This is a genomic window from Burkholderia sp. A2 (assembly GCF_001729305.1).
GTDB classification, from domain to species: Bacteria; Pseudomonadota; Gammaproteobacteria; order Burkholderiales; family Burkholderiaceae; genus Burkholderia; species Burkholderia sola.
This window is the reverse complement of the sequence record NZ_LZXX01000057.1, coordinates 1-12,034: the sequence shown is the minus strand read 5'-3', so window position 1 is coordinate 12,034 and position 12,034 is coordinate 1. Positions and strand designations below refer to the sequence as shown.

Below are 12,034 nucleotides of genomic sequence, written 5' to 3'. Positions count from 1 at the left end.
ACGGGCTCGATTGACGGGCTTGGTTGACGGGCTTGGTTGGCGCGCTCGGTTGCCGGGCTTGCTTGCCGGCCGCGATCGCCTATCGTGTGTCCATGTCCACCGCCGCCCCGCCGCACGGGAACCCGCCATGAACGTCCAGCTCAACCACACGATCGTCTGGTGCCGCGACAAGCATGCGTCGAGCCGCTTCCTCACCGAACTGCTGGAATTGCCGCCGCCGACGCCGTTCGGCGCGATGCTGGTCGTCGCGCTCGACAATCGCGTGTCGCTCGATTTTTACGAACAGACGGGCGAGATCCGGTCGCAGCATTACGCGTTCCTGATCGACGAAGCCGGCTTCGATCGCGTGCTCGCGCGCATTCGCGAACGCGGATTGCCGCACTGGGCCGACCCGGCCAAGCGGCAAGCCGACGACATCTACCGCCACAACGGCGGACGCGGCGTGTACTTCGACGATCCGGACGGTCACTTCCTCGAAGTGATGACGCAGCCGTATGGGCTGAACGGGTAGCACGGCAGGCCGGCGGGGCGCCGGCCCGGCGTGCGCGGCGCGGGTGTCGCCCGGTTGCGGACGAAACCCGGCCGACTGCCCGGCTGCCGCGGTTACTCGGCGGCAGTCGTCGTCTTGCGCGGACGACGCGCGCGCGGCGCCGCCTTGCGGGCCGGTTTCTTCGGCTTGGCGGTGGTCGGGGTGTCGGCCGCCGCTTCCGGGAGCGCCGCGTCGTGCGACGGTTGCACGGTCTCGTCCCGAGCGCCGGAAGCGCGCGGCGCCGGCTCGGCGGGCGTCGCCGCCGCGTGCCGGTCGTCATGCGCCGCGTCGCGATGCGGTTCGTCCGCATGCCGACCGGACGCGTGCGCATCGCCACCGTGCGTCGCGTCGCCCTGCACGGCGGCGTCCGGCTTGCCGGCCGCGTGGCGACCTGCGCCCTTCGCGGCCGCGCCCTTCTTCGCGGCGGTCTTCTTTGCCGCGCTCTTGCGCGCACGCTTGCGGCCATCCTTCGCGTCGCCGTGCGCGTCGGTCATATCGGGCGCGTCAAGCGCGTCGGCCGGCGCCGCGTCGGCGACCTCGTCAAGCGCCGCGTCTTCCGCGTCGATCTGCACGCTGTCGTGAACGACCGCTTCCGTGCGCTGCCCACGACGGTGCGCGTCGCGGCCGGCCGGTGCCGGCTCCGCCGCGCGCGTGCCGTGGTGGCCGCCGTGGTGCGCCGCGCCGCCGTCACCGCCCGCCGCGACGTGCTCGGCCGCGGCCGACTGGCGGGCTCGCGACACGAACGCGCCCGACTTGTCGTCGCGCCCCACTTCGAGCAGGCCGCGCGCCTGCGCCTCGTCGAGCAGGTTGCCGAACGCGCGGAACCCGTAGTACGACTCGTTGAAGTCCGGCTTGCGACGCTTGATCGCGCTCTTGAGCACCGACGCCCAGATCTTGCCGACGTCGTCGCGCTCCGACGCGAGCGCGTCGAACGTCTCGACCGCCAGCGCGATCGCCTCGGCCTTGCGTGCATCCATGTCGTGCTTGCGCGACGGCTCGTCGGGCCGCTTCGCGCCGCCGTTGCCCGCGCGCTGCTGCTGTTCGCGCTTCGCGAGCGCACGCTGCTGCTCGCGCACCAGATCGTCGTAGAAGATGAATTCGTCGCAGTTCGCGACCAGCAGATCCGACGTCGATTTCTTCACGCCGACGCCGATTACCTTCTTCGCGTTCTCGCGCAGCTTCGACACGAGCGGCGAAAAATCCGAATCGCCGCTGATGATCACGAACGTATCGACGTGCGACTTCGTGTAGCAGAGGTCAAGCGCGTCGACGACGAGCCGGATGTCGGCCGAATTCTTGCCCGACTGGCGCACGTGCGGAATCTCGATCAGCTCGAAGCTCGCTTCGTGCATCGACGCCTTGAAGCCCTTGTAGCGATCCCAGTCGCAATAGGCCTTCTTCACGACGATGCTGCCTTTCAGCAGCAGCCGCTCCAGCACGGGCTTGATGTCGAATTTCTCGTACTTCGCATCGCGCACGCCGAGCGCGACGTTCTCGAAGTCGCAGAACACGGCCATGCTGACGTTGTCCAGGGGTAATGCCATGAGTACTCCAACCGGTGGGCCGACGCGTGATGCACGCGTAGCGGCGAAAAATGCATCGCGCACATGATAGCCGGTCGGCGCGTCATTCCCGCATCCGTGTGAACGAACGCCGGGTATCCCGCGCGGGTATGCTCGATGCCGGTACGCCCGATGCCGGTACGCCCGATGCCGGTACGCCCCCTATTACGTGCCCACCGCCGGGCCGATTCGACATTACACTTGAGTTATCGGTCGTCCGTCCCTATCTGGACGGATGACGCATCGAGCAAGGAGCGGTTTCATGACGACGAAGGTACTGCTGATTGGCGCGACCGGCCGGACGGGCCAGGCCTGCGCGGATCTGCTGCTCAAGCAGCCGGAGTTCGAGGTCACGGCGCTCGTGCGCCGGCACGGCTATGCGCTGGCGGGCGCACGGGTCGTCGAGGCCGATCTGACGAACGATTTCTCGCACGCTTTCCAGGGCATCACGCACGTGATCTACGCGGCCGGCTCGGCCGAATCGGACGGCGCGACCGAAGAGGAGCAGGTCGACCGCGATGCGGTCGCCCGCGCGGCCGAGTACGCGCTCGCCTACAACGCGCAGAAGCTCGTGGTGGTCAGCTCGCTGTCCGCCTACCGGCCGGAGCACGGGCCGGACGCGCTGCACCACTATTCGCAGATGAAGCGCGAAGGCGACGATCGCGTGATCGCGTCGGGCGTCGACTACGTGATCCTGCGGCCGGGCCCGCTGACGGACGACCCGGGCGTCGGCAAGATCGCGCTGACCGACACGTGGCTCGATCCCGCGCCGCCCGTCTCGCGCCAGGATGTGGCATGGGCCGCGATCGAGGCGATCAAGCTCGGCATCTCGCGCAAGGTCGTCGGCTTCGTCGGCGGCAGCGTGCCGATCGAACAGGCGCTGCGCGCGTAACGGCCCGCTGGGCGCCGCCCGGAAGGCGGCGCAGGCTCGTGCCCGCGGCCCGCACGACGGGCCGTTTTCACGCGCGCGGGTAGCCGCCTACTGCTTCGGGTGCGCGTCGGCCCACGCCTTGACGGCGGCGAGCGTGTTCTCGACGTGCTTGTCGGGCGACAGGCTCGTGTATTCGTAGAGAATCTTCCCTTCCGGCGAAATCACGTAGGACACGCGGTTCGCCCGGTCGAGCGCCGGCAGCTTCGCGTCGTACTCGCGGATGATCTTCGCGTCCGGGTCGGCCGCCACCGGGAACTTGCTGCGGCACTCGCTCACCGAGAACTTCGTCAGCGTGTCGATGTTGTCGGCCGACACGCCGATCACCGTCGCGCCGTAAGCCTTGTAACGGTCGACCGCGTCCGCGAACGCATGCGCCTCGATCGTGCAGCCCTTCGTGAACGCCGCCGGATAGAAATACAGCACGACCGGCCCCTGCTTGCGCGCGTCCGCGAGCGCGTACGTGTAAGTCTTGCCGCCGAGCGACGCCTGCGTCGTGAAATCGGGTGCCGCGGCGCCCGGCTTCAGTTCCGCCTGCGCCACCAGCGCATGACCGGCCACCAGCGCCGCCATGGCGCCCAGCAACAGTTTTCGCTTCATCTGCGTCCTCATTTCTTATAAAGTCAGCCTCGATATAGGCCACGCGGGCGTTCGCCTGCCGAACATCCGCGTGGAAGATCCGGCCGGCGGCAGCGCCGCGGGGGGCCGGCCCGTTAAAGATTTCGCACCGTCTGCCGTTATTCCTTCCGGACAACCGGTTCCAGCCCTTCACGTCAGCGAGAAACATGGAAGCCAACAGGAAACAGACGTCACGCAAGGGCTCCTGGCGCAGCGCCTTGCATACGCTGCGCCGCTTCGCTCGGTCGGGCGGCGCGCTGATGCCCGCGCGCGCCGTCGCGCCGCGACGCGACGACTCCGTGCGCAACTGGCTGGAACAGACGGTCGGCACGGTGGATTTCCTCGCCCACGTCGACCGCGAGCTGCGCTTTCTGTACGTGTCGGACGCGAGCCTGCGCTTCATCGGCTACCACCGCGACTACCTGCATACGCTGACGCTGCGCGACCTGATCGCCGAACAGGATACCCCGGCGCTCGAAGGCCTGCTCGCTCGCGCCGCGCGCTCGGGCCAGGTCGAGAAGGCGACGATGTGCATCGTCAAGTCGCTCACCTATCCGCTGGACGTCGAGGTCCGCGCGTTCAAGAGCCGCCACCACGGCGTCGACGGCTTCGCGATCGCGGCGTTCGACGTGTCGTCGTGGCGCGCGCTCGAGGCACGCCTGACCTACGAAATGCACCACGACCCGATGACGGGGCTCGACAACCTGTCCGCGCTCGTGCCAGCGCTGATGCGCGCGCAGCAGACCGCCGACGAGAACGGCACCTGCGCGGCGCTGCTGCTGCTCGACCTCGACGACTACCAGCGGATCAACCGCGCGCTCGGCTACGACGCGGGCGACATGCTGCTGCGCGAGACCGCGCAGCGGCTGAAGGCGCTCGTCACGCCGAACGAGCAGCTCGCGCGCGTCGCGAGCGACAAGTTCGCGGTCGTGCTGGGCGCACCGGACCGCACGCAGGCAAGCCATGCCGCCGATTCGCTCGCGCGCCGGCTGCAGGCCGCGGTGCGCGAGCCTTACGTGTTCCAGGGGCAGACCGTGCACCTGTCCGCGAGCATCGGCATCGCGCTCTATCCGGACGAACGTGCCGCGCCGCATCGCGCGCAGCATCACAGCCCGCTGCTGCGCCGCGCCGACCACGCGCTCTCGCAGGCGAAGGCATCGGGCGGCAACGCGCTCGCGTTCCATGCGCCCGTCGACGATCCGGCCGACGCCGAACGGCTCAAGCTCGAAGCCGACCTGTACGACGGCGTGCGCAACGGCGAGTTTTCGCTGCATTTCCAGCCGATCACGCGCAGCCAGTCGGGCGCGGTGGTCGGCGTCGAGGCGCTGATCCGCTGGCGCCATCCGGTGCACGGCCTCGTGCCGCCGGCCACCTTCATCCCGCTCGCCGAATCGATCGGCCTGATCAACTACCTCGGCAACTGGGTGCTCAAGGCGGCGTGCATGCAGCTCGTCGCGTGGGACGGCCAGGGGCTCGCGCTGCAATACGTGGCGGTCAACGTGTCGCCGCAGCAGTTCCGCGACCCGCGCTTCACGCAGAGCGTGCGCGAGGCGATCACGCTGACCGGCATCGACCCGCGCCGCATCGTGCTCGAAATCACCGAAAGCCTGCTGATGCACGATCCCGCGCACGCGAAAATGCTGCTCGAGGAGCTGACCGGTCTCGGCATCCGCTTCGCGGTCGACGATTTCGGCACCGGCTATTCGAGCCTGGCCTATCTGCAGCGCTTCCCGCTCGCGAAGCTGAAGATCGACCGCAGTTTCGTCGAGAACCTGCTGACGTCGCGCAACGACCGCGCGATCGTGTCGGCGGTGGTCGGCCTCGCGCAAACACTGGATCTCGAGCTCGTCGCCGAAGGCGTCGAGACCGAGGCGCAGCGCGAGCTGCTGACGGAGATGGGTTGCAATCACATCCAGGGCTGGCTCGTCTGCCAGGCGCTGCCGTCCGAGGAGCTCGCGCGGCGCTTCGAGGCGCAGCAGCTGCACCTGCACGCCGCCGCCTGACGCGCGCGGCGAACCGAAAGATCCGTATGTCAACCACCGAATACCTGCCCCGCACCGCGCTGCTCGACAAGCTGTGGGCCCGGATGAACGAACGGGGCGATTTCCCGCTGCTGTCGGAATCGCTGCGCGCGACGATGGCCGCGATGAAGAACGACGACCTCGACTTCACCGCGCTCGTGCGCGTCGTGCTGTCGGACTTCGCGCTCACGCAGAAAGTGCTGCGGCTCGCGAACTCCGCGATGTACATGGCGTTCGGCGGCAACATCACCACCGTGACCCGCGCGCTGATGGTGCTCGGCATGGACGCCGTCGGCCATCTCGTAGTCGGGTTGAAGCTCGTCGACCACTTCCATCAGAGCACGCCGCGGCGCATCGACGCAAAGCTGGAGCTGAACCGTGCGCTGCTGTCCGGCTGCGTCGCGCGCAAGCTCACCGAGCACGCCGAACTGCGCGGCGGCGAGGAAGCCGTCGTCTGCACGCTGATGCGCCAGGTCGGCAAGCTGCTGGTGGTCTGCTATCTCGACAGCGAATGGGACCGCATCCGCCGCCGCGCGGCCGAGCTGAACGGGGACGAAGCGGCCGCGTGCGTCGACGTCCTCGGCGTCGGCTTCGACGAGATCGGCCTCGAAGCAGCCGCGCGCTGGCGGCTGCCCGACGTGATCCGCGCGGGGATGGCCAACGACGATCGCGCCACCCGTGCCGACGCGTTCGACGACGAAGACGGCGACGCCCGCCACGCGGACCCGACGGCCGACGACAGCCAGGCCCACCGCACCCGCTGGCTGCGCGCGGTGAGCCGCTGCTCGACCGACGTCGCCGGTGCGCTCGTCATGCCCGCGAGCCCGCAGCGCGACGCGCGCATCGCGGCGCTCGCGCAGCACTACGGCGCCGAGCTCGACATGGAATCCGACGCGCTCGTCGAGATCGCCGATCGGCTCGCGCGCGAGGAAGCGAGCGACACCGTGATGCGCGAGATCGTCGAGCTGCGCGCGAACGCCGATGCGATCGCGCGCGCGCAGGCCGCGCCCGAGGCATGCCTCGAAGCCGGCCTCGCGGACCTGCGCGCGCTGCCGTCCGAGCACGTGCTGACGCCGGTGCTCGCGCTCGCGTCGGAAAGCCTGCTGGCCGGCCTCGCGTTCACGCGCACCGTGATGTTCGTGCGGCACGACGACGGCACGTTCGCCGCACGCCTAGGTTTCGGCCCCGGCGTCGATACGGCGCTCGACCGGCTGCATTTCGACGAACGCTTCGAGCCGGACGTGTTTCATCTCGCGATCTCGAACTCGGTCGGCATCTTCATCGAGCAGGCGCAGGACCCGAAGATGACGAAGCGCCTGCCCGCGTGGTATCTCGACGCGTTCGACGACGCGCGCGCGTTCGTGCTGCTGCCCGTGCGCGTCGGCACGACGAGCGTCGCGCTGCTGTACGGCGACTGGGCCGGCGCGCAACCCGCGCGCAAGATCTCGCAACAGGAGATGGCCGTGCTCAACGAACTCGCGCGCGAGCTGGGACGATTCTTCGCCGCGCAGCCCGGCTGACGGCGGGCCCACCTCGCGTCGTTTTCGCTCCACAAAAGCAAACCGGCCGCAGCGGCCGGTTTTTCACGTCATGCGATCGAGCGACGCGCTTACTTGAGCGTCACGGGCACGCTGAAGTATTTCTTCGCGAGGTTGTCGATCGTGCCGTCGGCCTTCAGGTCCTTCAGCGCCTGATCGAGCGCGGTCTTCAGCGCCGCGTCGTTCTTGCGCAGGCCGAAGCCGACGCCCGAGCCGAGGATCTCGGCGTCGCTGACCGTGCCGCCCGCGAACGCGAAGCCCTGGCCTTGCGGCTTCGTCAGGAACCCCTTCGAGCCGGCTTCCGAATCCTGGAACGTCGCGTCGAGACGGCCCGACTTCAGGTCGGCATACGCCAGATCCTGCGTCTGGTAAGGCACGACATCAACGCCGGCCGGCGCCCACTTCTTCTTCGCGTACGCTTCCTGGATCGTGCCCTGCAGCACGCCGACGCGCTTGCCCTTCAGCGATTGCGGGGTCGGCAGCAGGCCGCTGCCCTGCTTCGCGATCAGCTGGTTCGGAATCGTGTAGATCGGATCGGTGAACGCGATCGCGTGCTTGCGCTGGTCGGTGATCGTCATGTCCGAGTTGATCGCGTCGAACTTGCGCGCCTGCAGCGCCGGGATCAGGCCGTCGAAGTCGTTCTCGACCCACACGCACTTCGTCTTCAGCTTCGCGCACACCGCGTTGCCGATGTCGATGTCGAAGCCGGTCAGCTTGCCGTCGGGCGTCTTGTATTCGAACGGTGCGTACGAGGCCTCGACGCCGAACCGGATCTCCTTGAGATCCGCGGCAAACGCGCTGCCTGCCGCCACCGCCGATGCCGCCACCACCGCGTGCGCGGCCACTTTACGCCAATCCAACTTCATCAGGTGTTCTCCTCGATACTCGAATGTTCCGGAACTACGGGCGCATGCAGCATGGCAGGGTCGAATGCCACCGACAATGCCAACGCGGCGCCGTGATGCGGCGCAACAGCCGCAAGGTCGCGATTGTACCAATCCGCGCGGCCCGATACGGCAAAGCGGCCGCCGATGCGCGATGCTGCGCTGCGCGCACTGCGGCCGCCACGCGACGCGTCGAACTCGCAAGACCGTGTCGCAAATATGCAAGCGCCACGCGCGCGCCGTCCGCGCGGCGGGCAGGCGTCATCGCAAAAATGAATGGGCCGCGGGACGATGCGGCCCGCACGATTGCACATCGATCAGACGAGCGCGGCCAGCGTGTCGCGCGTCGTATCGACGACGAGCAGACCCGCACGCAAACCCGGCTTCACGGTCGGGTTCGGAAACACGATGCGTTCCTCGTCGTGCTTCACCGTATAGCGGTAGTCGCCGTCCTGCGCGAGCACGGTGCCACGCGGGAACGCGGTGAAGTTCGCGACGTCGGCCGCGACGAACAGCTCGAGCGCGTCGCTCTGCTTCGTGATCTGGTCGATCACGGTGAACACGCGCGGCAGCGACGGATGGTCGCCCCGCGGATGGCCGCCCCACGGATGGCCGCCCCGCCCACCCGACACGAGCTTGCGCACCGCGCGGTCGGCCGGCGCGAAGCGCGTCAGGTCGTTCTGGCCGAACGGCCGCACCTTGCCGAGTTCCAGCGTGCACGCGAGCGCGCCACAATGCTCGGCCGTGAAATGCGAATACGTGTTGCCCTTCGCCGTGTGCAGAAGCACGGCCGCGATGCGTGCATCGCCGAGCCATTCGACCATCGCGCGCGTCGGCGGCGTGCCCGTATGCGGCAGCAGCGCGAATTGCTCGAACACCGATGCGCGAATCGCCGTGTGCATGTCGATGTGCCAGCGCGCGCCGCCCGCCGGCGCGGCCGCGAAGAAGGCGGCGGCCGCCGCTTCGAGCTGCGCGGCGCGCGGCGCTTCGCGGCTCGCGGCCACTTGCGCGTGACGGCCGCTGAACAGGCGGTTCAGGTCGTCGTCGAGATAGCGTTCGCCCGCGCGCATCGCCGGCACGTTGCCGAGCACGACGAGCAGCCGGCACGCGAGCGCCAGCGCGCCCGACGCGAAATCGCGCACGAGCAGCGACAGCAGCTCGATCGGCGCGGTCTCGTCGCCATGCACGCCGGCCGACACGAGCACGCTCGCGCGCGTCGCGGCGTCGGCGGCTGCCGGTTCGAACGCGAGCAGCCCGTCACCGAGCCATTGCCAGCGCACCGCGCCGCCCGCGCACGCGCCGTCCTGTTCGGCCGGCGCGCCACCCGCGAGCGTGAACGCGAGGAAATCGCCGAGCAACGCGTTCGCCGACATGCCGTGCTCAGCGCTGGAAGTCATACAGCGACCCGACGCGCAGGATCTGCGTGAGCTCGTCGAGCGCCGTGCGCGACTCGTCGAGCAGCGCCGGATCGGCGAGGTCTTCCGGGGCGAGGCGATCGCGATAGTGCTTGTCGATCCACGCGTCGAGCGACGCGAACAGCGTGTCGTTGATCCATACGTTCGACGTGACGGCCGCGCGCTCGGCTTCGGTCAGCACGACGCGCAGGCGCAGGCACGCGGGGCCGCCGCCGTTCTTCATGCTTTCGCGCAGGTCGAACACGAGCACGTCGTGAATCGGGCCGTTGCCGGCAGCGAGCTGGTCGAGATAGGCGGCGACCCGCTCGTTCTCGCGGCATTCCTGCGGCACGACGAGCACCTGCGAGCCGTCCGCGCGCGACAGCAGCTGGCTGTTGAACAGATACGACGTGACCGCGTCGTTCACGCTCACCGCTGCGTCGGGCACCTCGATCACGTTCAGGCGCGCACCGCGTGCGTCGAGCGCGGCGGTCAGCGTGTCGTAGATCGCCTGCTTGTTGACGAACGCGCGTTCGTGCGTGAACAGCGTGTCGCGGTTGCCGACCGAGATCACGTCGTTGTGAAACACCCCCGCGTCGATCACGTCCGGATCCTGCTGCGCGTAGACCGTCGCTTCTTCGGCGAGCCCGTGGCGATGCGCGACCGCGCGGCTCGCCTCGAAGGTCTGGCGCGCCGGGAAGCGCTTCGGCTCGGGGCCGCGGCGGTATTCGGCGCGGCCGTACACGAAGAATTCGATGCCCGGCTTGCCGTATTCGGCGCAAAAGCGCGTGTGGTTCGCCGCGCCTTCGTCACCGAGCGCCGGCGTGCCCGGCAGTGCTTCGTGCACCGCGAAGTGCGCGGGGTCCGCGAACAGCGTGGACAGCGTACGGCGCGTCGCTTCGTGCTCGATCGCGCGATGCAGCTTGCTGCACAGATTCGCCGGCGTGAACTGCACACGGCCGTCGCTCGTGTCGGCAGACGGGCTGACGGTGGCCGCGTTCGCGGTCCACATCGCCGATGCCGAGCTCGCCGCGGCGAGCAGTTCAGGCGCCTGCTTCGCGGCCTTCGCGATCACGTCCGCGTCCTTGCCGGAGAAACCGAGCTCGCGCAACAGGCGCAGCGACGGCCGCTCCTGCGGCGGCAGCACGCCTTGCGCGAAACCGAGGTCCGCGAGCTGCTTCATCTTGCGCAGCCCCTGCTTCGCGGCCGCCTTCGGGTTCGCGGCCGACTTCTCGTTGTTCAGCGACGCCACGTTGCCGAACGACAGCCCGGCGTAGTTGTGGGTCGGGCCGACGAGCCCGTCGAAATTGGCTTCTTGTGCGTTCATCGTCGCTCCCTCGATCAGAAATGCAGGCCCGGCGACAGGCTCGCGGGCAAAGTCAGTTGCGTGCTTTCGACCGACGCCATCGGGTACGCGCAATAGTCGGCCGCGTAGTACGCGCTCGGCCGATGGTTGCCCGAGCGGCCCGTGCCGCCGAACGGCGCGGCCGACGACGCGCCGTTGGTCGGCCGGTTCCAGTTGACGATCCCGGCGCGGATCGTGCGGCGGAAGTGCTCCCACGCGTTCGCGTCGTCGGCCAGCAGGCCGGCGGACAGGCCGAACGCGGTATCGTTCGCGCGCTCGATCGCATCGTCGAACGTTGCGTAGCGGACGATCTGCGCGAGCGGGCCGAAATGCTCTTCGTCGGGCAGGTTCGCGACGCCCGTCACGTCGATGATCGACGCGTTCACGAAGCCCAGGCGCGGATCGCGCTGCGTCATCGCGACGATCGGCTTCGCGCCCTGCTCGACCAGGCGCGCCTGCGCATCCACCAGCTTCGCGGCCGCGCGCGCCGAGATCACCGCGCCCATGAACGGCTGCGGATCGGCGTCGAACACGTCCGCCGTGATCTTCGACGTGACGTCCGCGAAGCGCGCGAGGAAGCGGTCGCCGAACGCGCCCTGCGGCACGAAGATACGGCGTGCGCACGTGCAGCGCTGGCCGGCCGACAGGAACGCCGACTGGATCGTGTGATGCACGGCCGCGTCGAGGTCCTCGACTTCGCCGATCACGAGCGGATTGTTGCCGCCCATCTCGAGCGCGAGCACGATTTCCGGACGGCCGCCGAACTGCTTGTGCAGCAGCGTGCCGGTATCCGAGCTGCCGGTGAAGAACAGCCCGTCGATCTGCCGGTGATTCGCGAGCGCGATGCCGGTGTCCTTCTCGCCCTGCACGAGGTTCAGCACGCCGGCCGGCAACCCGGCTTCGTGCCACACCTCGACCGTCGCGCGCGCGACGCCCGGTGCGAGCTCCGACGGCTTGAACACCACGGTGTTGCCGGCGATCAGCGCCGGCACGATATGACCGTTCGGCAAATGGCCGGGGAAGTTGTACGGGCCGAACACCGCGACGACGCCGTGCGGGCGGTGACGCAGCACCGCGACGCCGTCGGCCATGTCCTGGCGCTTCTCGCCGGTGCGTTCCTGGTACGCCTGGATCGAGATGCCGACCTTCGCGGCCATCGCCGCGACTTCGGTGCGCGCTTCCCACAGCGGCTTGCCCGTCTCGCGGCCGATCGCG

At 68.9% G+C, this 12,034-nt stretch carries 10 protein-coding genes; 4 read left to right on the top strand and 6 right to left on the bottom strand.

Annotated elements, in window-relative coordinates; translation table 11 throughout:
* Positions 1–127 precede the first annotated feature (127 nt).
* Positions 128–511 carry a VOC family protein gene (locus tag A9Z05_RS04380; protein WP_069617031.1) on the top strand — a complete coding sequence of 128 codons (384 nt, stop codon included), beginning with the start codon at positions 128–130 and terminating at the stop codon, positions 509–511.
* Positions 512–603: 92 nt separating this feature from the next.
* On the opposite strand, the gene A9Z05_RS04375 is transcribed toward A9Z05_RS04380, so the two are convergent.
* Positions 604–2,073: an NYN domain-containing protein gene (locus tag A9Z05_RS04375; RefSeq protein ID WP_069617030.1), complete on the bottom strand. Its 1,470-nt coding sequence runs from the start codon at positions 2,071–2,073 to the stop codon at positions 604–606.
* A gap of 280 nt (positions 2,074–2,353) precedes the next feature.
* Between A9Z05_RS04375 and A9Z05_RS04370 the strand changes: the two genes are divergently transcribed.
* Positions 2,354–2,983 carry an SDR family oxidoreductase gene (locus A9Z05_RS04370; RefSeq protein WP_069617029.1) on the top strand — a complete coding sequence of 210 codons (630 nt, stop codon included), beginning with the start codon at positions 2,354–2,356 and terminating at the stop codon, positions 2,981–2,983.
* A gap of 87 nt (positions 2,984–3,070) precedes the next feature.
* On the opposite strand, the gene A9Z05_RS04365 is transcribed toward A9Z05_RS04370, so the two are convergent.
* On the bottom strand, positions 3,071–3,619 hold the full coding sequence (locus A9Z05_RS04365) for a peroxiredoxin (protein ID WP_069617028.1): 549 nt from the start codon (positions 3,617–3,619) through the stop codon (positions 3,071–3,073).
* A gap of 278 nt (positions 3,620–3,897) precedes the next feature.
* Between A9Z05_RS04365 and cdpA the strand changes: the two genes are divergently transcribed.
* Together cdpA and A9Z05_RS04355 are read left to right on the top strand one after the other, a co-directional pair.
* On the top strand, positions 3,898–5,640 hold the full coding sequence (gene cdpA / locus A9Z05_RS04360; RefSeq protein ID WP_204492426.1) for a bifunctional diguanylate cyclase/phosphodiesterase: 1,743 nt from the start codon (positions 3,898–3,900) through the stop codon (positions 5,638–5,640).
* 26 nt (positions 5,641–5,666) lie between these two features.
* A complete protein-coding gene (locus A9Z05_RS04355) occupies positions 5,667–7,178 on the top strand; it encodes an HDOD domain-containing protein (protein WP_069617026.1) in 1,512 nt (503 codons plus the stop codon).
* Between the two features lie 89 nt (positions 7,179–7,267).
* On the opposite strand, the gene A9Z05_RS04350 is transcribed toward A9Z05_RS04355, so the two are convergent.
* From A9Z05_RS04350 to astD, 4 genes are all read right to left on the bottom strand, one after another.
* Positions 7,268–8,062, bottom strand: coding sequence for an ABC transporter substrate-binding protein (locus A9Z05_RS04350; protein WP_050011412.1), 795 nt, complete (start codon positions 8,060–8,062; stop codon positions 7,268–7,270).
* Between the two features lie 335 nt (positions 8,063–8,397).
* Positions 8,398–9,453 carry a succinylglutamate desuccinylase gene (astE, locus tag A9Z05_RS04345; protein WP_069617025.1) on the bottom strand — a complete coding sequence of 352 codons (1,056 nt, stop codon included), beginning with the start codon at positions 9,451–9,453 and terminating at the stop codon, positions 8,398–8,400.
* Positions 9,454–9,460: 7 nt separating this feature from the next.
* Positions 9,461–10,801 carry an N-succinylarginine dihydrolase gene (gene astB / locus A9Z05_RS04340; protein WP_069617024.1) on the bottom strand — a complete coding sequence of 447 codons (1,341 nt, stop codon included), beginning with the start codon at positions 10,799–10,801 and terminating at the stop codon, positions 9,461–9,463.
* Positions 10,802–10,815: 14 nt separating this feature from the next.
* Positions 10,816–12,034: succinylglutamate-semialdehyde dehydrogenase (gene astD / locus A9Z05_RS04335; protein ID WP_141723355.1), on the bottom strand; the 1,219-nt coding region annotated here is incomplete at its 5' end.